Annotated in this window: 19 protein-coding genes and 2 pseudogenes; 15 read left to right on the plus strand and 6 right to left on the minus strand. The window is 71.3% G+C overall.

Translation table 11 applies throughout. The annotated features are described in order from the left end of the window. Nucleotides 1–29 precede the first annotated feature (29 nt). From argJ to argH, 7 genes and pseudogenes are all read left to right on the plus strand, one after another. Nucleotides 30–1,202: a bifunctional glutamate N-acetyltransferase/amino-acid acetyltransferase ArgJ gene (gene argJ / locus ACWEFB_RS15930; RefSeq protein ID WP_326559411.1), complete on the plus strand. Its 1,173-nt coding sequence runs from the start codon at nt 30–32 to the stop codon at nt 1,200–1,202. Then, nucleotides 1,199–2,134, plus strand: coding sequence for an acetylglutamate kinase (gene argB, locus ACWEFB_RS15935; protein WP_452286000.1), 936 nt, complete (start codon nt 1,199–1,201; stop codon nt 2,132–2,134). The genes argJ and argB overlap by 4 nt, the downstream gene beginning before the upstream one ends. Next, a complete protein-coding gene (locus tag ACWEFB_RS15940; protein ID WP_452286002.1) occupies nt 2,131–3,363 on the plus strand; it encodes an acetylornithine transaminase in 1,233 nt (410 codons plus the stop codon). Before argB ends, ACWEFB_RS15940 begins: the two co-directional genes overlap by 4 nt. Beyond that, on the plus strand, nt 3,360–4,346 hold the full coding sequence (gene argF, locus ACWEFB_RS15945; RefSeq protein ID WP_452286004.1) for an ornithine carbamoyltransferase: 987 nt from the start codon (nt 3,360–3,362) through the stop codon (nt 4,344–4,346). The genes ACWEFB_RS15940 and argF overlap by 4 nt, the downstream gene beginning before the upstream one ends. Next, nucleotides 4,343–4,819 (plus strand): annotated as a pseudogene (locus ACWEFB_RS15950) (arginine repressor); the annotation flags it as partial. The gene argF and the pseudogene ACWEFB_RS15950, both read left to right, overlap by 4 nt. 103 nt (nt 4,820–4,922) lie before the next feature. After that, nucleotides 4,923–6,134, plus strand: a complete 1,212-nt coding sequence (locus tag ACWEFB_RS15955) for an argininosuccinate synthase (RefSeq protein WP_326559407.1) — start codon at nt 4,923–4,925, stop codon at nt 6,132–6,134. An 8-nt stretch (nt 6,135–6,142) separates the two neighbouring features. After that, nucleotides 6,143–7,606: an argininosuccinate lyase gene (gene argH / locus ACWEFB_RS15960; RefSeq protein ID WP_326562950.1), complete on the plus strand. Its 1,464-nt coding sequence runs from the start codon at nt 6,143–6,145 to the stop codon at nt 7,604–7,606. A gap of 434 nt (nt 7,607–8,040) precedes the next feature. Here argH and ACWEFB_RS15965 read toward each other — a convergent pair whose 3' ends face one another. Together ACWEFB_RS15965 and ACWEFB_RS15970 are read right to left on the minus strand one after the other, a co-directional pair. Next, a complete protein-coding gene (locus ACWEFB_RS15965) occupies nt 8,041–8,322 on the minus strand; it encodes a hypothetical protein (RefSeq protein WP_452286006.1) in 282 nt (93 codons plus the stop codon). Then, a complete protein-coding gene (locus ACWEFB_RS15970) occupies nt 8,322–8,507 on the minus strand; it encodes a hypothetical protein (RefSeq protein WP_326559405.1) in 186 nt (61 codons plus the stop codon). The genes ACWEFB_RS15965 and ACWEFB_RS15970 overlap by 1 nt, the downstream gene beginning before the upstream one ends. A 246-nt stretch (nt 8,508–8,753) precedes the next feature. Between ACWEFB_RS15970 and ACWEFB_RS15975 the strand changes: the two genes are divergently transcribed. Beyond that, complete coding sequence (locus tag ACWEFB_RS15975; RefSeq protein WP_452286008.1) at nt 8,754–9,368, plus strand: DNA-3-methyladenine glycosylase; 615 nt, start codon at nt 8,754–8,756, stop codon at nt 9,366–9,368. A 261-nt stretch (nt 9,369–9,629) separates the two neighbouring features. After that, nucleotides 9,630–10,805, plus strand: coding sequence for an alpha/beta hydrolase family protein (locus ACWEFB_RS15980; RefSeq protein ID WP_452286010.1), 1,176 nt, complete (start codon nt 9,630–9,632; stop codon nt 10,803–10,805). Between the two features lie 24 nt (nt 10,806–10,829). Here ACWEFB_RS15980 and ACWEFB_RS15985 read toward each other — a convergent pair whose 3' ends face one another. The 4 genes and pseudogenes from ACWEFB_RS15985 to ACWEFB_RS16000 form a co-directional block, all read right to left on the minus strand. Further along, the gene (locus ACWEFB_RS15985) at nt 10,830–11,465 is read right to left on the minus strand and encodes a TetR family transcriptional regulator (protein ID WP_452286012.1); all 636 of its coding nucleotides are present in this window, start codon (nt 11,463–11,465) and stop codon (nt 10,830–10,832) included. Next, a pseudogene (locus ACWEFB_RS15990) lies at nt 11,348–12,738 on the minus strand (methyltransferase). The gene ACWEFB_RS15985 and the pseudogene ACWEFB_RS15990 overlap by 118 nt, the downstream one beginning before the upstream one ends. A 2-nt stretch (nt 12,739–12,740) precedes the next feature. Next, nucleotides 12,741–13,694: a hypothetical protein gene (locus tag ACWEFB_RS15995; RefSeq protein WP_452286014.1), complete on the minus strand. Its 954-nt coding sequence runs from the start codon at nt 13,692–13,694 to the stop codon at nt 12,741–12,743. A 90-nt stretch (nt 13,695–13,784) separates the two neighbouring features. Next, a complete protein-coding gene (locus ACWEFB_RS16000) occupies nt 13,785–14,111 on the minus strand; it encodes a glycoside hydrolase N-terminal domain-containing protein (protein ID WP_452286016.1) in 327 nt (108 codons plus the stop codon). A gap of 229 nt (nt 14,112–14,340) precedes the next feature. Between ACWEFB_RS16000 and ACWEFB_RS16005 the strand changes: the two genes are divergently transcribed. From ACWEFB_RS16005 to ACWEFB_RS16030, 6 genes are all read left to right on the plus strand, one after another. Continuing rightward, nucleotides 14,341–15,195 (plus strand): fumarylacetoacetate hydrolase family protein, encoded by an 855-nt coding sequence (locus tag ACWEFB_RS16005; protein ID WP_326559399.1) that lies wholly within the window; start codon nt 14,341–14,343, stop codon nt 15,193–15,195. Further along, nucleotides 15,192–16,502, plus strand: coding sequence for an L-fuconate dehydratase (locus ACWEFB_RS16010; protein WP_452286018.1), 1,311 nt, complete (start codon nt 15,192–15,194; stop codon nt 16,500–16,502). The genes ACWEFB_RS16005 and ACWEFB_RS16010 overlap by 4 nt, the downstream gene beginning before the upstream one ends. After that, a complete protein-coding gene (locus ACWEFB_RS16015) occupies nt 16,499–17,275 on the plus strand; it encodes an SDR family NAD(P)-dependent oxidoreductase (protein WP_452286020.1) in 777 nt (258 codons plus the stop codon). Before ACWEFB_RS16010 ends, ACWEFB_RS16015 begins: the two co-directional genes overlap by 4 nt. 121 nt (nt 17,276–17,396) lie before the next feature. After that, nucleotides 17,397–18,449, plus strand: coding sequence for a sugar ABC transporter substrate-binding protein (locus tag ACWEFB_RS16020; protein ID WP_452286022.1), 1,053 nt, complete (start codon nt 17,397–17,399; stop codon nt 18,447–18,449). Further along, nucleotides 18,449–20,038: a sugar ABC transporter ATP-binding protein gene (locus tag ACWEFB_RS16025; protein ID WP_452286024.1), complete on the plus strand. Its 1,590-nt coding sequence runs from the start codon at nt 18,449–18,451 to the stop codon at nt 20,036–20,038. Before ACWEFB_RS16020 ends, ACWEFB_RS16025 begins: the two co-directional genes overlap by 1 nt. Continuing rightward, entirely contained in the window at nt 20,035–21,051 is a 1,017-nt protein-coding gene (locus tag ACWEFB_RS16030; protein WP_452286026.1) for an ABC transporter permease, read from the plus strand. Before ACWEFB_RS16025 ends, ACWEFB_RS16030 begins: the two co-directional genes overlap by 4 nt. Nucleotides 21,052–21,061: the final 10 nt, after the last annotated feature.

Genomic DNA, 21,061 nt, shown 5'->3' on the forward strand with positions numbered 1-21,061 from the left:
GCGCCGCACCCGAGTCAGGAGCGCCAGTCATGAGCGTGACCGCACCCCGGGGTTTCCGGGCGGCCGGCGTCGCCGCCGGACTCAAGAGCACCGGCCAGTCCGACGTCGCGCTGGTTGTCAACGACGGGCCCGACGCGACCGCGGCCGGTGTGTTCACCACCAACCGGGTCAAGGCCGCGCCCGTGCTCTGGACCGAGCAGATCATCCGTGGCGGGGTGGTCCGCGCCGTGGTGCTCAACTCCGGCGGCGCCAACGCCTGCACCGGGTCACCCGGTTTCCAGGACACCCACGCCACCGCCGAACAGACCGCGGCCAGCCTGACCGGGTCCAACGCCCGCCTCATCCTGGGCGCCGGTGAGGTGGCGGTCTGCTCGACCGGCCTGATCGGCGAGCGGCTGCCGATGGAGAAGTTGTTGCCCGGCGTCCGGGCCGCGGTGCGCGGACTGGCCCGTGACGGTGGCCTGGCCGCTGCCGAGGCGATCATGACCACCGACACCCGGTCGAAGACGACGATCGTGCCCGGCACCGGCTGGACCGTCGGCGGGATGGCCAAGGGCGCCGGCATGCTGGCCCCCGGGATGGCGACCATGCTCTGCGTGCTCACCACCGACGCGGTGGCCGGCTCGGAGGCGCTCGACACCGCGCTGCGGGCCGCCTGCCGGGTGACCTTCGACCGGGTCGACTCCGACGGCTGCATGTCGACCAACGACACCGTGCTGCTGCTGGCCAGCGGCGCGTCCGGGATCGAGCCGACCCAGGCGGAGCTGACCGCCGCGGTGACCTCCGCCTGCCACGACCTGGCCCAGCAGCTCATCGCCGACGCGGAGGGCGCCACCAAGCAGATCGCGATCGACGTGACCGCCGCCGCGTCCGAGGACGACGCGGTCGAGGTCGGCCGGTCGGTGGCCCGGAACAACCTGGTCAAGACCGCCCTGTTCGGCAACGACCCCAACTGGGGGCGCATCCTGGCCGCGGTGGGCACCACCGGCGCCACCTTCGAGCCGGACAGGATCGACGTCGCGGTCAACGGCGTTTGGGTGTGCCGTTCCGGGGCCGCCGCCGAGGACCGGGCCAAGGTCGACCTGGCCGCCCGCGACGTGACCATCCAGGTCCGGCTCAACGCCGGTGCCGAGGGCGCCACGATCTGGACCAACGATCTGTCGCACGCCTACGTGCACGAGAACTCGGCGTACTCGTCATGACGGTCGACACCTCCGCGGCGGGCAACGGCGGCTCGGCGACCGGCGGCGCGCTCTCCCGCGACCTGAGTCAGGCGCAGGTCAAGGCCGCCGCCCTGATCGAGGCACTGCCCTGGCTGGCCCGCTTCTCCGGCGCCACCGTCGTGATCAAGTACGGCGGCAACGCGATGGTCAACCCCGAGTTGCAGCGGGCGTTCGCCGCCGACATGGTGTTCCTGCGGTACGCCGGACTGCGCCCGGTCGTGGTGCACGGGGGTGGCCCGCAGATCTCGTCGATGCTGGGCCGGCTCGGCATCGTCAGTGAGTTCAAGGGCGGCCTGCGGGTCACCACACCCGAGGCGATGGACGTCGTCCGGATGGTGCTGGTCGGTCAGGTCGGGCGGGAACTGGTCGGGCTGATCAACGAGCACGGCCCGTTCGCGGTCGGCCTCTCCGGCGAGGACGCCCGGCTGTTCACCGCGGTCCGCCGTCCGGCCTACGTGGACGGCGAGGCGGTCGACATCGGCCAGGTCGGTGACGTCGACGCGGTCAACGTCGACGCGCTGACCGACATCCTCACCGCCGGCCGGATCCCGGTCATCTCCACCGTGGCGCCCGACGTCGACGGCGTGCTGCACAACCTCAACGCCGACACCGCCGCCGCCGCACTGGCGGTGGCCCTGCACGCACGCAAACTCGTCGTCCTCACCGACGTGCCGGGGCTGTACGCGAACTGGCCGGACACCTCCAGCCTGATCTCCGCACTCACCGCCGACGAGCTGGACGAACTGCTTCCCAGCCTGGAGTCCGGCATGGTGCCGAAGATGGAGGCGTGCCTGCGCGCGGTGCGCGGCGGCGTCCCGGCGGCGCACGTGGTCGACGGCCGGGTGGCGCACTCGACCCTGCTGGAAGTCTTCACCTCGGAAGGATTCGGAACCATGGTGAGCTCGTCATGACGTCACTGGTCGACCGCTGGTCGCAGTCCATGATGGACAACTACGGCACCCCGTCCCTGGCGCTCGTCCGCGGCAACGGCGCGGTGGTCGTCGACGAGGCGGGCCGCGAGTACGTCGACCTGCTCGGCGGGATCGCCGTCAACGCCCTCGGCCACGCCCACCCGGCCGTGGTCGCCGCGGTGTCGAAGCAGGTCGCCACGCTCGGCCACGTCTCCAACCTCTTCGTCGCCGAGCCACCGGTGGCGCTGGCCGAGCTGCTGCTCGCCCTCGCCGGTCGGCAGGGGCGGGTCTACTTCGCCAACTCCGGCACCGAGGCGAACGAGGCCGTCTTCAAGCTGTCCCGCCGGACCGGCCGTACCCACGTGGTCTCCACGGTCGGCGGGTTCCACGGCCGGACCATGGGGGCGCTGGCGCTCACCGGGCAGCCGACGAAGGCCGACCCGTTCCGTCCGCTGCCCGGCGACGTCACCCACGTCCCGTACGGCGACGTGGCCGCGCTCGAGGCCGCCGTCACCGACGACACGGCCATGGTGATCCTCGAGCCGATCCAGGGCGAGAGCGGCGTGGTTGTCCCCCCGGCGGGTTACCTGACCGCGGCGCGGCGGATCACCTCGGCGCACGGGGCGCTGCTGGTCCTCGACGAGGTGCAGACCGGCATCGGCCGGACCGGACACTGGTTCGCCCACCAGGCCGAGGGCGTCGAGCCGGACGTGGTCACCCTGGCCAAGGGGCTCGGCGGTGGGCTGCCGATCGGTGCCCTGATCGCCTTCGGCGCGGCCGCCGACCTGCTCGGTCCGGGCACCCACGCCAGCACCTTCGGCGGCAACCCGATCAGCTGCGCCGCCGCCCTCGCGGTTGTCTCGACCATCGCCAACGAGGGGCTGCTCGACCACGTCAAACGGACCGGTGAGCGGATCCGGCGCGGTGTCGAGGCACTCGGGCACCCGCTGGTGGCCGAGGTCCGCGGCGCCGGCCTGCTGCTCGGCCTGGTGCTGAACGCCCCGGCCGCCCCGGCGCTCGCCGGTGTGCTGCGCGACGCGGGGTTCCTCACCAACCCGGTGCAACCGAACGTGATCCGGCTCGCCCCGCCGCTGATCCTCACCGCCGAGCAGGTCGACGCGTTCCTCGCCGCACTACCGGCCGCGCTCGACGCCGTCACCCCGCCGACCGAAGCGTCGGACGGTCCGGTGGCCGCCGACGCGTCAGTCACCCCGGCGGTGACCTCGTGATCCGTCACTTCCAGCGCGACGACGACCTCAGCCCCGCCGAGCAGGCCGAGGTGCTCGACCTGGCCGCGACACTGAAGGCCGACCGGTTCGGCGCCCGGCCACTCGCCGGCCCCCGTGCCGTCGCCGTGCTGTTCGACAAGCCGAGCCTGCGTACCCGGATCTCCTTCGACGTGGGCATCGCCGAACTCGGCGGGCACCCGATCATCGTGGACACCCAGGCCACCCACTTCGGCCGGGGCGAGTCGCTCGCCGACGCCGGGCAGGTGCTGTCCCGCTACGTCAGCGCCATCGTGCTGCGTACGCACGGCGACGCCCGGCTGGCCGAGCTCGCCAGCGGGGCGTCCGTGCCGGTGGTCAACGCGCTCACCGACGGGTTCCACCCCTGCCAGCTCCTGGCCGACCTGCTCACCATCCGGGAGCGGTGCGGTGGCACGGCCGGCCGGATCCTGACCTACGTCGGCGACGCGGCGAACAACATGTCGCACTCGTACCTGCTCGCCGGTGCCACCGCGGGCATGCACGTACGGGTCGCCGGTCCGCCCGGCTACGACCCGTCCCCGACGGTGGTGAGCCGGGCCGCCGAGATCGCCGCCTGGACCGGTGGTTCGGTGCAGGTGCTCCGCGACCCGCACGAGGCGGTCGACGGCGCGGACGTTGTCGCCACCGACACCTGGACCTCGATGGGGCAGGAGGGCGACGGTCGGGACCGGCTCACCCCGTTCTGGCCCTACCAGGTCAACAAGGCGCTGCTCGCCGCCGCCGCGCCGGAGGCGATCGTGCTGCACTGCCTGCCTGCACACCGCGGTGAGGAGATCACCGACGAGGTCCTCGACGGCGCGCAGAGCGCGGTCTTCGACCAGGCCGAGAACCGGCTGCACGCACAGAAGGCGCTGCTCTCCTGGCTGGTGAGCGCCGCGACCGGAACCGGTTCGGCGGCACCGACCGCGCCGGCCTCGGCGAGCGCCGGGAACGTGGCGTCATGACCAGCCCGCTCACCCGGACCGCCCGGCATGCCCGGATCGTGGAGCTGATCCGCGAACAGCCGATCCGCTCCCAGACCGAGCTGGCCGAGCTGCTCGCCGGCGACGGGGTGCAGGTCACCCAGGCCACCCTCTCCCGTGATCTGGACGAGCTGGGCGCGGTCAAGGTGCGCGGCGGCGACGGCCCGGCCGTCTACCTGATTCCCGAGGACGGCAAGCGGCCGCTGCGCGACGCCGAGCAAGCCCCCGCGCGCCTGGTCCGACTGCTGCGCGAGCTGCTCACCGGCGTCGACTCCAGCGGCAACATCGCCGTCCTGCGTACCCCACCGGGCGCGGCGCAGTTCCTGGCCAGCGCGTTGGACCGGGCCGGGCTGCCCGAGGTGGTCGGCACCATCGCCGGCGACGACACCATCCTCGTGGTGGCACGCGAGGCCACCGGCGGCGCGGCGCTGGGGGAACAGCTCTCCGGGTGGGCGGCGAGCCAACCCGGACTACCGATCGTCGACCAGAACCGACCGGGACTCGGCGGCCAGCCGACGTGGGTCGTGGATTCACCAATGTTGAAAGGAGCAGCACACCATGACTGAGCGCGTTGTTTTGGCGTACTCCGGGGGACTCGACACCTCGGTTGCCATTCCTTACCTGGCCGAGCAGACCGGCGCCGAGGTGATCGCGGTGGCGATCGACGTGGGCCAGGGCGGCGAGGACATGAACGCGATCCGGCAGCGGGCCCTGGACTGCGGTGCGGCCGAGTCGGAGGTGGTCGACGGCCGCGAGGAGTTCGCCGCCGACTTCTGCCTGCCGGCATTGCGGGCGAACGCGCTCTACATGGACCGGTACCCGCTGGTCTCGGCGCTCTCCCGGCCGCTGATCGTCCGGCACCTGGTCGAGGCGGCCAAGAAGTACGGCGGGACGATCGTCTCGCACGGCTGCACCGGCAAGGGCAACGACCAGGTCCGCTTCGAGGTCGGCATCGGTGCGCTCGCCCCCGACCTGAAGGTCCTCGCGCCGGCCCGTGACTTCGCCTGGACCCGGGACAAGGCGATCGCGTACGCCGAGGAGAAGGGGCTGCCGATCGACGTCACGCACAAGTCGCCGTACTCGATCGACCAGAACCTGTGGGGGCGTGCGGTCGAGACCGGGTTCCTCGAGGACATCTGGAACGCGCCGACCGAGGACGTCTACGCCTACACCGCCAACCCCGCCGAGCCCCGCGACCCGGACGAGGTCGTGATCACCTTCGAGGCCGGGGTCCCGGTGGCCATCGACGGTGAGACCGTCACCCCGTACCAGGCGATCCTGGAGCTGAACCGGCGGGCGGGCGCCCAGGGCGTCGGCCGCCTCGACATGGTCGAGGACCGGCTGGTCGGCATCAAGAGCCGCGAGGTGTACGAGGCACCGGGAGCCATTGCGCTGATCGTGGCCCACCAGGAGCTGGAGAACGTCACCGTCGAGCGCGACGTGGCCCGGTTCAAGAAGGGCGTCGACCAGCGTTGGGCCGAGCTGGTCTACGACGGCCTCTGGTTCTCCCCGCTCAAGCGGGCACTGGACGCCTTCATCGACGACACCCAGCAGCACGTCTCCGGCGAGGTGCGGCTCACCCTGCACGGCGGTCGCGCGGTGGTCACCGGCCGGCGTTCCGACGCCAGCCTCTACGACTTCGGCATGGCCACCTACGACACCGGCGACACCTTCGACCAGTCGCTCGCCAAGGGCTTCGTGCAGCTCTGGGGCCTGCCCAGCCGCCTCGCCACCGCCCGGGACACCCGGTTGGGTGGCTCTGCACAGTGACGTTCAAAATAGCGGGCGTGGACGACAAGAGCCTGACCGAGAACAGCGCCGGCACCAACCGCACCAGCCTGTGGGGCGGCCGGTTCGCCGGTGGCCCCGCCGAGGCACTGGCGCGCCTCTCGGTCAGCGTGCAGTTCGACTGGCGCCTCGCTCCGTACGACCTGGCCGGCTCCCGTGCCCACGCTCGGGTGCTGGCCGGGGCGGGACTGCTCGACCCCGACGAACTGGGGCAGATCCTCGCCGCCCTGGACGACCTGGAGGCCGCCTGCGCCTCCGGGGCGTTCCGGCCCACCGTCGACGACGAGGACGTGCACACCGCACTGGAGCGGGGGTTGCTGGAGCGGCTCGGCAGCCTCGGCGGCAAGCTCCGGGCGGGCCGGTCCCGCAACGACCAGGTCGCCACCGACCTGCGGCTCTACCTGCGCGACCACGCCCGTGGTGTGGCCGCCCGGCTGGTCGAGCTGGCCGACGCCCTGACCGAGCAGGCCGGACGACACCTGGACACGCCGGCACCCGGCATGACCCACGTGCAGCACGCCCAGCCGGTCGCCTTCGGGCACTGGCTGCTGGCGCACGTCCAGCCGCTGCTGCGTGACCTCGAACGGCTGCGCGACTGGGACCACCGCACGGCGGTGAGCCCGCTCGGTGCCGGCGCGCTGGCCGGCTCCGGCCTGCCGCTGGACCCGGTGGCGGTGGCCAAGGAACTGGGCTTCCGGTCCTCGTTCGCCAACTCCATGGACGCGGTCGCCGACCGGGACTTCGTCGCCGAGTTCCTCTTCATCACGGCGATGATCGGCGTGCACCTGTCCCGCCTCGGCGAGGAGGTCGTGCTCTGGACCTCCCAGGAGTTCGGCTGGGTGGAACTGGACGACTCCTTCGCCACCGGTTCGTCGATCATGCCGCAGAAGAAGAACGCGGACATTGCCGAGCTGGCCCGGGGCAAGTCGGGCCGGCTGGTCGGCGGTCTGGTGGCGGTGCTGACCATGCTCAAGGGTCTGCCGCTGACCTACGACCGCGACATGCAGGAGGACAAGGAGCCGGCGTTCGACGCGGTGGACACGTTGCAGCTCCTGCTGCCCGCCCTCGCCGGCATGATCTCCACCATGACGGTCCGGGTCGACCGGCTCGCCGCCGCCGCCCCGGTCGGCTACTCCCTCGCCACCGAGGTTGCCGACTGGCTGGTCCGCAGAGGCGTGCCGTTCCGTGACGCGCACGAGGTCACCGGTCGTCTGGTCGCCCTCTGCGTGGCTCGGGACTGCGCCCTGGACGAGGTCTCCGACTCCGATCTCGCCCTGGTCAGCGAGCACCTCAACCCCGAGGTCCGCAGCGTGCTGTCGGTCCGTTCGGCGCTGGCGGCCAGGACCACGCCCGGTTCCACCGGCCCCGGTCCGGTCGCCGACCAGCTCGCCGCCGCCACCGAGCAGCTCGACGGGTGGCGCCGTTGGGCGATCGAGCAGGTCGTCCCGCGCTGAGCGAAGGTCGTCCCACGCTTGAACGGCCAGCCCCTGCCGGGGCCGGCCGCAAAATGGGCAACCCGCAGGATGGGCAACCCGTGGTCCGGATCGACAACAGCGGCGTTGTAGCGTCACCACCCGGACCGGCCTCAGGGCCGGTCCGGGTGGCCTGACCGCATAACCTCGCCCGTATAAACGAGCGGTACGAGCGGTACGACTGGTTCGACGGTACGACTGGTTCGACGACCGGCGCAAGCACTGGCGGCGGGACAGTGCCCGGCCGGTCATCGTCGAGGTCTTCCGACCCGAGGCCGACGGTCCGCGCCCGACGATCCTGCTCTCGCACGGCACCGGCGGCGATCCGGCGAACACCGAGGTGCGAGCTGCCGTGATCGCCGACTCGGTCACCTTCTTCAGCACCCACCTCGGCCATCCCCGACCCTGATCAGGGCTTACCGGCCGGGTTCCTCCCGTACGGAGGACGGCGGCTCGACGCCGCTGCGAGGCAGGGCCGAGACCCGTACGAGCGCGTCCAGTTGGCCGAGCGGGGTGCCGTCACGGGCGAGTTGCTGCCCGCTGACCCAGACCCACTCGTCGTCGTAGTAGCTGGACAGGTCGTCGCGTACCGACTCGACCCGCAGGAACAGGGTGAAGCCGCCGTAACGCCAGTCCTCCTTGGCCAACCGCAACACCGTGCCAGCCGGTACGTGTGGTGGGGCGGGCGTCGCGTCCATCAGAACCGCCGGGTCGCGGCGTTGCGCCGTACGCCCAGGGCCGAGCAGGCGGGGCAGCTCAGGCTGCTGCCGCAGGCGGCGCACCAGCGTCGGGAAGCCCGGTACGCGTACAGGCCGGCGATGAAGCCCACCGTCATGCCGCTGATCGCTGTCACGGTGACGAGCACGACAAGCCCTCCGTCCATCGACCGGAACCGGCGGCGCGGGGCACCGCCGAGGGTATTGGCGACAGAAGGTAACAATGCGGGTAACACGCCGTGAGCTGCAAGGTTTCGTCACCGGATACCGAGCGAGTGAGTCGTTCGCGCCGTGAATCATCTCCATTCGCTCACGTCACGCGGTTCGGTGTCGGCCCCGTTCGCCCCGACACCCACCAGGTCGGTGGCGGGGGCGGTGGGTACCGCCGACCCCGGCTGTGCTGTGCTGATCGGGTGATCGACCGCACGCGTACCGACCTGGCGACGTTGCTGGCCGGGCCGTTGGTTCCGGCGGCGCGCGGGCTGCTGAACTGCACGCTCTCCGCCGGCGGCGTCACGGTCCGGCTCACCGAGGTCGAGGCGTACGCCGGGACCGGCGGGGACGCCGCCTCGCACGCGCACCGGGGCCGTACGCCCCGCAACTCGGTGATGTTCGGTCCGGCCGGGTACGCCTACGTCTACTTCACCTACGGCATGTACTGGTGCATGAACGTGGTGACCGGTACCGAGGGGGAGGCGTCGGCCGTACTCCTGCGGGCGGGTGAGGTGGTCGACGGGCTCGACCTGGCCCGGAGCCGGCGCACCGCCGTACGCCGAGATCTTGATCTTGCTCGTGGGCCGGCCCGGCTCTGTGCGGCGCTCGGAGTCGACCGCGCGGCCTACGGGTTGTTCCTGCTCGACGACGGCCCGGTACGCCTCGCGCCGCCCGCCGAACCCGTCCCGGCATCGGCGATCGCGGCCGGCCCACGGGTCGGGGTGACCGGAGCCCACGACCTGCCGTGGCGGTTCTGGCTGGCCGGCGACCCGACGGTGAGCACCTACCGCCGCCACGTCCCCCGCAAACCCTGACCCGGTCCCGCTCCCGCAAACCCCGATCCGCGCCCGCGTCGGCAAGCGTCGGACCTTTCCCGCACCCCCGCACCCCCGAACACCCGGACCCCGAACACCCGAACCCCGAACATCCGCACCCCCGCACACCCCGGCCTTCTGCGAGCCACCTGCCGCACCAGCCGCCGATGGCGGTCGCCCGGATGCGGGGGTGGCGCGGCCCGTCAAGGCTGGGGTGGCCAACGCGATGCGGCGCGGTGGCGAGGGACGGATGGAGGAGCCATGTACGACCGGAATGCGCACCACAGTGGTGGGGCGAGACGCGGCCTGGCTGTGGTGTTGGCGGCGGCGGTGGTGGCGTGGACGTTCTCTCCGGTGTCCGCCTGGTCGGACTCGGGATCGGCGGAACTGGCACTGCCGGCGCCGACCGGACCGCTCCCGGTCGGGCGGACCACCCTGCACCTGGTCGACCGGGACCGAACCGACCCGTGGGTGCCGGGCGAATTTCGTGAGCTGATGGTGTCGATCTGGTACCCGGCGAGGGGCGTACGGGGACCGCGGGCGCGGTATGTCACCGAGGCCGAATCCGGGCTGATCCTGGCCGCCCGAGAGGTGACCGGCGAGCCGGCGGACGTGCTGAGCGCCACCCGTACCCATGCCCTACTCGACGTTCCGGTGCTGTCCGGGGGGCGGCTGCCGCTGGTGGTGCTCTCGCCCGGCTTCGCCCTGCCGCGTACATCGCTGACCGGACTGGCCGAGGAACTGGCCAGTCACGGGTACGTGGTGGCCGGTATCGATCACAACTACGAGTCGGTGGCCACCACCTTCCCGGGTGGTCGGATCACCGAATGCCTGGCCGGGGACCTGGATCCGGACGGGCCGACCGTGGCCGGTGGCCGGGCCGCCGACGTGTCCTTCGCGATCGACCGGCTGACCGAGGTCGCGAGCAAGAAGCTGGCCGGGACCGGCCCGGCTTCGCACTGGTGGGGCGGTTGGCTGATCGACCCGTCCCGGATCGCGGTGGTGGGGCACTCCATGGGCGGGGCCGCCGCCGTCCGGTCGATGCTGGCCGACCGGCGGATCCGGGCCGGAGTCAACCTGGACGGGGCCTTCCAACCAACCCTTGATCGGGAACTCGACCGACCGGTTCTGATCATCGGTGCGGCGGAGCGTGGTCGGCCGCCGGAGAACCCGGACTGGACCGAAAGCTGGTCCCGGCTCACCGGTTGGAAACGCTGGCTCAGCGTGGACGACATGTCGCACACCTCGTTCACCGACTTCGCCCCGCTGGAGGAACAGCTCGGTCGTCGCCTCCAGCCGCTGCCGGCGCGGCGCTGCGTCGAAATCACCCGCGCGTACGTCACCGCCTTCCTCGACGAGCACCTGCGGGGACGCTCACCGTCGATACTCGACGGACCCACACCCGGATTCCCCGAGGTGCGCTTCTGGCACCCGTGACGTGGCCGCCGGGTCGTCCCGCCGTCAGCTCCGCCTGGTCGCCGCCCGGCTGATCTTCGAGCGGAGTGCGCGGCGGGACACCGGTCCCAGCTCGTCCACCACCTCGACCAGCACCGCGAGCTGTTCCAGCGCACCGAGCGCCTGCTGCGCCCCGGCCTCGTCCACCCCACCGTAGAGTTCCAGCCCGACAAAGGCGGCGCAGAGCGCGCGGGCCAGTCCGGGGATGTCCGCGACCTCGGCGAACGGGGAGCCGGCCAGCAGGCGGCGCAGCACCGACTCGATCTCGTCCACCCAGAGCTGCAACGCTGCGGCGGTCGGCGCGGCCAGGCGTACGTCGTGCTGCGCACCGGCAAGCAACTGGGCCAGCACCGACACGTTGCCCAGCCGGCGTTCCTCGACCTGCAACGTACGACCGACGTCGAGCAGTTCGCGCAGTGACGCGACGGTGGCGAAGCGGTCGGCGTACTGGGCGACCCGTTCGGCGGTGGCGGCCCGGCAGGCCGTGGCGAGCAGTTCGTCGACGCTGCCGAAGTGGTAGAAGATCAGCGCCTGGTTCGCCCCGGCCGCGGCGGCGATGGTCCGGGCCGAGACACCGGCGATCCCGTGTTCACGGATGGCGGCCAGCGCCCCGTCGAGCAGCCGCTGCTTCGTGCTGGACATCGCGCTCCCTCGGTTGCGGCGTACGGCGCCTCGCCAGGTGCGGTGGCGCGATCATCGCGTCGGTCACCACCTGGGCCAGCCAGCCGATCCCGGGCAGCCGGAGCAGCCAGCCGAGATAGGCCCAGCCAAGGTTGACATGCTCCAGTCCGCGCGCCACAGCGGCCACCCCGTCGGCGTGGTACCCGTCCGCCGCCTCGTAGCGGGCCCGGTACAGCGCAGCGGGGTGTGCCCCGGCCGGTGCCAGGGTCAGCCCGACCGGCCCGCGTCGACGCAGGAAGCCGGCGGTCGCCGCGCACGGTCCGCAGTCCTCGTCCAGCCAGAGCACGGCCGGGGGACCATCCGGGTACGGCGTGAGGCGCGGCCACCAGTCGCGTACCCGCCGGTGGTAGTCCCGCCACGGCTGCCCGTACCGGCCGGACAGGTCGTGGTGCTCGTGCGGGCGGGCCACCCCGTAGTTGAACGCCACCCCGACCAGTCCGGCCAGTGCCAGCGTGAGACTGCCCGTCACCAGCGCGGCGAGCAGCATCAACGGCACCATGCCGCACTGCATCGGGCTGCCGAGATAGGCGTACGGCCCGGTGCTGACCAGCCGCCGGGGCGGGTCCCAGGGGAACGGTGTACCGCCACCGCGCCGGGCGAACTCGCCCACGGCGGACAGCGCCGGCACCGCCAGCAACAGGCCCACCTGCCCGAGTACGAACAGCACCGCCGGTGGCATCCCGGTCAGCCGACCCCAGGATCCGTCACCGAGTTCGAAGGCGACGTTCGGCACCAGCCAGAGGGTCAGCCCCGTGAACACCGCCATCTGCAACGCCGTACGGGCACCGAGTCGGCGCTGCCGGGCGGTCCACCGGCCGAGCAGTTGTGCGGGCAGGGCCACGGCGAGCAGCCCGACGACCTCGCCGAGCAGCCAGTGGGGTCCGAGCACCACCAGCGGGTGCAGGGCGGGCATCGCGATCGCGTCGAGCCAGAGCAGCAGGCCCAGCGCGACCGGGACCGGGAGGATCCGGTGCAGGAGTACCGGCAGTGGTCCCCACAGGACCGCCCAGCCGAGCCAGAGGTCGACCGGGAATCCCCGGTAGGCACCGTCGACGGGCGCGAAGGCGTACCAGCCGGTGTGCAGGCTGACCTCGTGCAAACCGGCCAGCCCGACCACGGCCGTGAGGAACGCGAGCGCCGCCCCGGCCGTGGCCCGGCGACCCCCGTCGGTCCGCCGGGCCAGCAGCATCAGGACGACAGGTACGACCAGGCTGGTGTAACGGACGGCGGTCAGGCTCACCGCAGCGCCAGCATGTCGAGCAGGTGCCCGCCCCCGGAGTGCATCAGCGCGTCCTGCAGGGGTCCGAAGTACCAGGACGGGTCCAGCCCCCGCCGGTAGCCGACGGTCAGCCGGATCTCGGTGTGTTGCGCGTCCACCACCCGCCAGCGCAGCTCCGCGTCCTGCCAGGTGATCCAGCGTCCGGTGATCGAGGTGTCCTCGACGAAGGTGAAGCCGAGTCGGTCCGGCCCCGACTCGTCGACCTCGGCGAGGAGGTGGCCGCCGGGTCCGTGCGCGGAGCCGTGGTACGCGAACAGCCACCGGTCGCCGTTTTCGAGTCCGTCCCCGCTGACCCGCTGCGGCAGCGGCATTCCCAGCAGTCGCAGCGGTACGGACCGAGCCGGCGCCGCCACCGGTCCCCGGCTCAGCCGCTCGCGCACCTGCTCCGGCGTCAGCGCGACGGTACGGGTCACCACCGTGGTCTGGTCCGGGTTGATCCGGAGCTGTTCGCTGGTGCCCTCGACCCCGCCGAGCAGCAGCAGCGGCAACGGCAGCAGCGCGTACGCCCGGTTGCGATGCCTGCAGAACTCGATCAGGGTGGCGGTGCCGTGTACGACGGCGTACACCAGGGGTGCGGCCAGGACCACGCAGATGGCGCCCTCGTGCAGCACGACCGCGCTCAACAGCAGGACGATGGTGGTGACCACGAAGGTCCGGCCGTGGATGGAGCGCGCCGGCACCAGCGACAGCGTGGCCGCGAGGAGCACCGGCAGGGCGACGAAGAGCAGTGCGCTGTCGGCCCGTCCGTTCCGGACGGCGGAGACGAAGAAGGCCGCTCCGACACAGGTGATCAGGCCGGCCAGGATCCATCTGGCCCGGCTCGCCGTACGAGGCGGCCCCGGCGACGGTTCCGCTTCCCACGCCGACGGCCATCGCTCGTCGGGCCCCGGTGACGACTTCCGTTCGGTCATGACGGCTTTCCTCCCCCTGTTTGAGCGATCGCTCAAACGGCACCCTAGCCTCGTTTGAGCAATCGCTCAACTGTTGCTGTTCGGGGTGCCTCAACCCCGGTGGCGGTGGCCGGCAACGGCGGTGAAGGTGGCCGGTGGCCCGTCGAGGATCGCCGGCGGGTTGTCGTTACCACCCGGTCCGCCGGTCCACAGGGTCTTCTCGTTGTACGTCAACCGCTCGGTGCGTACGCCGTCGAAGACGTTGGCGCCCGGCGTTCCGTTGCCGATCGGCAACGATTCGGTCTCCCGGCCAACGGCCGGCCGGTCGTACCGCAGCGCGAGGGGTCGGATCCGACGTGGTGCCGGGGGAGCGCTCCGGTCCGCCCCGCATCGGCCCTCCCACCTGCGCATTGACGCCCCGCGTGCGGTTTGCGGCATCGATGGTGAGTTCCGTCGACCCGGCCCGTCCCGTCACACGGAGTTAACATTGGATGTATGGCTCGGTCAAGATAGGACGTACGGGCATTACCCCGAGCGCACAATCCGGTGTGGAGCGCAGTAGATGGGCCTAAACGCCCCGTGCTCGGCCTTGTGCGCTTGTCGATGGACTGATAGACATCCGATGTATGACGCGGGGAAACACCATCGACACAAAGGAACCGCTGCCGTGAAGCTCTTACGGGTCGGTCCACCCGGCGGCGAGCGCCCCGCCGTGCTGGCCGAGGACGGCACGCTCCTCGACCTCTCCGGTTCGATCACCGACTTCGACGGTGACTTCCTCGCCGACGGCGGCATCAACCGCGTACGCGGCCTGCTCGAACTGCGGCAGCCGCCGCTGCGCGGACGCGGGCTGCGGCTCGGCCCGCCCCTGCGCCGCCCCGGAAAGATCGTCTGTGTCGGGCTGAACTACCACGACCACGCGCGCGAGACCGGCGCGGCCGTACCCACCGAGCCAGTCCTCTTCCTCAAGGCGCCGGACACCGTCGTCGGCGCCTGCGACGAGGTGCTGGTGCCGCACGGCGGCGAGAAGACCGACTGGGAGATCGAATTGGCCGTGGTCATCGGCAGGACCGCGCGGTACCTCCCCTCCGCCGAGGAGGCGATGGAGTGCGTGGCGGGTTATGCCATCTCGCACGACGTCTCCGAGCGCGCGTTTCAACTCGAACGCGGCGGCCAGTGGGACAAGGGCAAGTCCTGCGAGACGTTCAATCCGTTCGGCCCCTGGCTGGTCACCAAGGACGAGATCCCCGATCCCGGGCACCTCGGGCTGCGGCTCTGGGTCAACGGCACGCTGCGACAGAACGGGAACACCAAGGACATGATCTTCAACGTGCCGGAGATCATCCGCTACGTCAGCCAGTTCATGACGCTCTACCCCGGCGACATCGTCAACACCGGCACCCCGGCCGGGGTCGCGCTCGGTATGCCCGACCCGAAGCCGTATCTGCGCCCCGGCGACGTCGTCGAGTTGGAGATCGACGGACTCGGTCGGCAGCGCCAGCGACTGGGGGTCGCGTGGTGAGCAGCCGCTTCGTCGCCCTGGACACGTACGACATCCGCTTCCCCACCTCGCGCGAGCTGGACGGCTCCGACGCGATGAACCCCGACCCCGACTACTCGGCCGCGTACGTGGTGCTGCGTACCGACGCACCCGACGACCACGAGGGACACGGCTTCGCCTTCACCATCGGTCGCGGCAACGAGGTGCAGGAGGCGGCGATCGCCGCGCTGCGCCCGTACCTGGTCGGCCGGCCGGTCAAGGACGTGCTGGACGACCTCGGCGGACTCTGGCGCGAGCTGGTGCACGACTCGCAACTGCGCTGGCTCGGCCCGGAGAAGGGCGTCATGCACATGGCGATCTCCGCCGTGGTCAACGCCCTCTGGGACCTCAAGGCCAAGCGCGCCGGCATGCCGCTGTGGCAACTGCTCGCCTCGATGACCCCCGAGGACCTGGTCGCGCTGGTCGACTTCCGCTACCTGACCGACGCGCTGACCCCGGACGAGGCGCTGGCGATCCTGCGCGCCGGTGCGCAGGGGCGCGACGAACGGGTCGCCCGGCTGCTCGCCGAGGGCTACCCCGCGTACACCACCTCGCCCGGCTGGCTCGGGTACGACGACGACAAGCTGCGACGGCTCTGCCGGGAGGCGATCGACGCCGGGTTCACCCAGATCAAGCTCAAGGTCGGCGCCGACCTGGCCGACGACATCCGGCGGATGCGGATCGCCCGGGAGACCTGCGGGCCGGACATCCGGATCGCGATTGACGCCAACCAGCGCTGGGACGTGGACGCGGCGGTCACCTGGGTGCAGGCGCTCGCCGAGTACTCGCCCTGGTGGGTGGAGGAGCCGACCAGCCCCGACGACGTACTCGGCCACGCGGCGATCGCCCGGCGGATCGCGCCGATCCCGGTCGCCACCGGCGAACACGTACAGAACCGGGTGATGTTCAAGCAGTTGCTCCAGCTCGACGCGGTCGCCTTCGTCCAGCTCGACGCGGCCCGGGTCGCCGGGGTCAACGAGAACATCGCGATCCTGTTGCTCGCCGCCAAGTTCGGCGTCCCGGTCTGCCCGCACGCGGGCGGCGTGGGCCTCTGCGAGCTGGTACAACATCTGTCGATGTTCGACTACGTCGCGGTGACGGGAACGATGGAGAACCGGATCATCGAGTACGTCGACCACCTGCACGAACACTTCGTCGACCCGGTACGCATCCGTAACGGCCGCTACCAGGCGCCCACCACCGCCGGCTTCAGCTCCACCATGCACCCCCGCAGCCTCGCCGACCACGTCTACCCCGACGGCCCGGTCTGGAAGGTGGACCCGTCATGAGCGACATCGCCCGGGTCAGCACTGAGTTCGACGGTCTGGTCGCCGTGGTCACCGGCGGCGCCTCCGGGATCGGGCTGGCCACCGCCCGGTTCCTCGCCGCCCGGGGAGCGCGGGTGGCCTGCCTCGACCTCGACCACAGGGCCGTGCCCGAGCCGCTGTTCGGCGTACCGGCCGACGTCCGCGACGACAACTCGGTCCGGGCGGCGATCGACCGGGTGGTCGAGCGGCTCGGCGGGCTCGACATCCTGGTCAACAACGCCGGCATCGGCGCGGTCGGCACGGTGGAGAGCAACCCGGACGACGAGTGGCACCGGGTGTACGACGTCAACGTGGTGGGCCTGGTCCGGGTGAGCCGGGCCGCCCTGCCCCGGCTGCGCGAGTCCCGCCACGCGGTCATCGTCAACACCTGCTCGATCGCCGCGCACGCCGGGCTGCCCAACCGGGCGCTCTACAGCGCGACCAAGGGCGCGGTGCAGGCGTTGACCGCGGCGATGGCGGCCGACCACGTACGCGAGGGGATTCGGGTCTGCTGCGTCAACCCCGGCACCGTGGACACTCCCTGGGTACGCCGCCTGCTCGCCACCGCCGCCGACCCGGACGCCGAACTCGCCGCCCTGCAGGCCCGTCAACCCACCGGCCGCCTGGTCAGTGCGGACGAGGTCGCCGCGGCCATCGCCTACCTGGCCAGTCCGCTGGCCGGCGCGACCACCGGAACCGTGCTCGCCGTCGACGGCGGCATGCACGGGCTCCGGTTGCCAGCACCACCGAAGTAGTCACGCACGCACCCGAAGAAGAAGTACCCCAGCGATACCTGTCACCACGGTAAGCAACCTGTCACACGGTAAGACCAGCGCATCCCCACCCAGCGTTTCCGTCCCGACAGTGAGGATCACCATGGAACTGACCAGGCGCGCCGCGGTCACCGCGGCGCTGGTCGTCACCTTTGCCCTGACCGCCACCGGCTGCGGCGACTCCGCGGACACCTCCGCCGGCGGTTCGGGCGGCGACAAGCCGCCGATCGCCGTCGACCTGCCCCGCGCGGACTCGGACTTCTGGAACTCGTACGCGAAGTACATTCCCCAGTACGCGTCCGAAGAGGGCATCAACCTGATGGACACGACCAACTCGCAGAACGACATCGCGAAGCTGGTCGCCAACGCCCAGGCACTGACCAGCCAGGGTGCCAAGGCCATCGTGATGGCGCCGCAGGACACCGGTGCGATCGCCACCACCCTGGCTCAACTCGAACAGAAGAAGATCCCGGTGGTGTCGGTCGACACCCGCCCCGACAAGGGCAAGGTCTTCATGGTCGTGCGCGCCGACAACCGGGCGTACGGGCAGAAGGCGTGCGAGTTCCTCGGCGAGAAGCTCGGCGGCAACGGCAAGGTGATCGAGTTCCAGGGCTCGCTCTCCTCGGTCAACGGCCGGGACCGCTCCGAGGCGTTCGCCGAGTGCATGAAGACCAAGTTCCCGAACATCACCATCTTCGCCGAGCCGACCGAGTGGGAGGGCGCCAAGGCGTCCGCCGCCCTGCAGACCCGGCTCGCCCAGCACCCCGACATCAAGGGTGTCTACATGCAGGCCGGCGGTGTGTTCCTCGCCCCGACCCTGCAACTGCTCCGGTCGAAGAACCTGCTGGTGCCGCCGACCGACCCCAAGCACATCTTCATCGTCTCCAACGACGGCATCCCGCAGGAGTTCGAGGCGATCCGCAAGGGTGAGATCGACGCGACCGTCTCCCAGCCGGCCGACCTGTACGCCAAGTACGCGCTCTTCTACGCCAAGGCCGCGGTCGAGGGTAAGACCTTCACCCCCGGCCCGACCGACCACGGCAGCACCATCGTCGACGTCGGCAACGGCCAGCTCGAGGACCAACTCCCGGCGCCGCTGGTCACCGCGGCCAACGTCGACGACGCCGGGTTGTGGGGCAACCAGGTCAAGAAGTGATGTCTTCACCCGACAACCCGAACAGTGTCGCCGTGCCCGGGGCCACCGCCCCGGGCACGGGCGCGGCACCCGGCGTGGCCGTCGAGGCGGTGGGCGTCACCAAGCGGTTCGGCGCCACCACGGCGCTGGCCGACGCCGGTATCTCGATCACCACGGGCGAGACGCATGCCCTGGTCGGACGCAACGGCGCCGGCAAGTCCACCCTGGTCTCGATCCTGACGGGCCTGCAACGGCCGGACAGCGGCGAGGTCCGGTTCGGTGGCGAGGCGGCACCGCCGCTGGCCGACCGGAACGCCTGGCGGCGCCGGGTCGCCTGCGTGTACCAGAAGTCGACCATCATCCCGACGCTCAGCGTGGCGGAGAACCTCTTCCTCAACCGGCAGACCGAACGTGGCCCGATCGCCTGGCGGCAGTTGCGTCGCCGGGCCGGTGACCTGCTGGACGAGTTCGGCCTGGCGGTCGATCCGGGTCGGCTCGCCGGTGACCTGAACGTCGAGCAGCGGCAACTGGTGGAGATCGCCCGCGCGCTCTCCACCGGTGCCCGGTTCATCATCCTGGACGAGCCGACCGCGCAGCTCGACGGTGTTGCCATCGAGCGGCTCTTCGACCGGCTGCGCAGCCTGTCCGCGGCCGGGGTGACCCTGCTGTTCATCTCGCACCACCTCCAGGAGGTGTACGAGGTCTGCGACACGGTGACCGTGCTGCGCGACGCCCGGTGGGTGCTCACCCGCCCGGTCGCCGAGCTGGGCCGGGAGGCGCTGGTCGAGGCGATGACCGGGGAGGCGGTCGGCCTGGTGTCCGGCACCGTCCGGCCACCGCTGCCGGCGGACACGCCGGTCAGTCTCCGGGTCGACGGGCTGCGTCTGGGCGACGTCTACCGGGACATCGACCTCGAGGTGCGTTCCGGGGAGCTGGTCGGTGTGACCGGCTCCGGCAGCAGCGGCAAGGTCTCGCTGGCCGAGACCATCAGCGGCCTGCGCCGGGCCGACACCGGCACGGTGGTGGTCGGCGACCGGGTCGTACCGCCGGGCAGCGTCCCGGCGGCGCTGGCCGCCGGGATCGGCACGGTCCCCCAGGACCGGCACCGCGAGGGGCTGATCCCGTTGCTCAGCATCGCGGAGAACGCCACCCTGCCGATCAACGGCAGCTTCGGACCGGCCGGGGTGATCATCCCGAAACGCCGCGACGCCGCCGCCGGTCGCATGATCGAGCGGTACGACATCAAGGCGCCCGGCCCGGACGCACCGGTGAACAGCCTCTCCGGCGGCAACGCCCAGAAGGTGGTGCTGGCCCGGGCACTCTCCACCGATCCCCGGGTGCTGGTGCTGATCAACCCGACCGCAGGGGTGGATGTGCGGTCCAAGGAATCACTGCTCGGTGCCGTACGCGACGCGGCCGCCTCCGGCACCGCGGTGCTGATGGTCTCGGACGAACTCGACGACCTGCGTACGTGTGACCGGGTCCTGGTGATGTTCCACGGGCGGGTGACGCGGGAGCTGGCACCCGGTTGGGCGGACGCCGACGTCGTGGCCGCCGTGGAGGGAGTGGCCGCGGAACAGCCGGCGGCCCCGGAAGGAGCACAACAATGACCGGTACCACCACCGCCACCGTGGCGCCCCCCGCGGTGGCCACCGGACGCGGGCTGCGCCTGGCCCGCCTGCGCGACCTCGCGCTGGTGCCCGCGATCCTGGTGCTGATCCTGGTCGGCGCGCTGGTCGACCCGGTGTTCCTGAGCACCGCGAACATCATCAACGTGTTGCAGCAGCAGACGGAGCTGTCCCTGCTGGTGCTGGCCGAGGCGATCATCCTGATCGGCGGGAAGTTCGACCTGTCGCTGGAGTCGACCGTCGGGTTGGCGCCCGCGCTCGCCGTCGCGCTGGTGATCCCGGCCGCCAGCAACGGCCTCGGTACGGACTGGCCGACCACCTTCGCCATCCCGATCTGCCTGCTCATCGGGTTGCTGGTCGGCGCGTTCAACGGGATGTTGATCCTGCGGCTCGGGTTGTCCGCGTTCATCGTGACGCTGGGCATGCTGATCGTGCTGCGGGGTCTGCAGATCGGCATCACCGGTGGTCAGAACCTGTTCGAGCTGCCGCCGTCGGTGCTCTACCTGGGCAACGCGCTGTGGTTGGGGCTGCCCGCCTCGATCTGGCTCTGCGGGGTGCTGTTCGCGGTCGGCATTGTCGTACTCGGATTCTTCCGGTCGGGCCGGTCGATCTACGCCATCGGTGGCAACGCCGACGCGGCCCGGGCCGCCGGTATCCGTACCAACCGGGTGGTGTTCATCGTGTTCATGGTGGCCGGTGTGCTGGCCGCGCTGGCCGGGCTGCTGATGACCGGTCGGCTCGGTTCGGTAGCCGCCGCCCAGGGCGAGGGCATGATCTTCACCGTGTTCGCCGCGGCGGTGATCGGCGGGGTGAGCATGGACGGTGGCAAGGGCACCCTGTTCGGCGCGCTCTGCGGTGTGATCGTGCTCGGTCTGATCAACAACATCCTGACCCTGGCCGGGGTCTCCGCACAGTGGATCCAGGCCATCTACGGCCTGATCATCCTGGTCGCGCTGCTGCTGGCCCGGTTGACCACCGGCAAGGCGCAGGACTGACGCTCCGGCG

The sequence above is a fragment of the Micromonospora sp. NPDC004704 genome (assembly GCF_053601675.1).

Excerpts from the sequence above, each read along its gene's own strand:
- ACWEFB_RS16015 (WP_452286020.1), top strand. The coding sequence starts at position 16,499 with ATGAGCGACATCGCCCGGGTCAGCACTGAGTTCGACGGTCTGGTCGCC.
- ACWEFB_RS15940 (WP_452286002.1), top strand. The coding sequence starts at position 2,131 with ATGACGTCACTGGTCGACCGCTGGTCGCAGTCCATGATGGACAACTAC.
- ACWEFB_RS16000 (WP_452286016.1), bottom strand. The coding sequence starts at position 14,111 with ATGCCGCAAACCGCACGCGGGGCGTCAATGCGCAGGTGGGAGGGCCGA.
- ACWEFB_RS15955 (WP_326559407.1), top strand. The coding sequence starts at position 4,923 with ATGACTGAGCGCGTTGTTTTGGCGTACTCCGGGGGACTCGACACCTCG.
- ACWEFB_RS16025 (WP_452286024.1), top strand. The coding sequence starts at position 18,449 with ATGTCTTCACCCGACAACCCGAACAGTGTCGCCGTGCCCGGGGCCACC.
- ACWEFB_RS15980 (WP_452286010.1), top strand. The coding sequence starts at position 9,630 with ATGTACGACCGGAATGCGCACCACAGTGGTGGGGCGAGACGCGGCCTG.
- ACWEFB_RS16020 (WP_452286022.1), top strand. The coding sequence starts at position 17,397 with ATGGAACTGACCAGGCGCGCCGCGGTCACCGCGGCGCTGGTCGTCACC.
- ACWEFB_RS15995 (WP_452286014.1), bottom strand. The coding sequence starts at position 13,694 with ATGACCGAACGGAAGTCGTCACCGGGGCCCGACGAGCGATGGCCGTCG.
- ACWEFB_RS16030 (WP_452286026.1), top strand. The coding sequence starts at position 20,035 with ATGACCGGTACCACCACCGCCACCGTGGCGCCCCCCGCGGTGGCCACC.
- ACWEFB_RS15985 (WP_452286012.1), bottom strand. The coding sequence starts at position 11,465 with ATGTCCAGCACGAAGCAGCGGCTGCTCGACGGGGCGCTGGCCGCCATC.
- ACWEFB_RS15970 (WP_326559405.1), bottom strand. The coding sequence starts at position 8,507 with ATGGACGGAGGGCTTGTCGTGCTCGTCACCGTGACAGCGATCAGCGGC.
- argB (WP_452286000.1), top strand. The coding sequence starts at position 1,199 with ATGACGGTCGACACCTCCGCGGCGGGCAACGGCGGCTCGGCGACCGGC.
- argJ (WP_326559411.1), top strand. The coding sequence starts at position 30 with ATGAGCGTGACCGCACCCCGGGGTTTCCGGGCGGCCGGCGTCGCCGCC.
- ACWEFB_RS15965 (WP_452286006.1), bottom strand. The coding sequence starts at position 8,322 with ATGGACGCGACGCCCGCCCCACCACACGTACCGGCTGGCACGGTGTTG.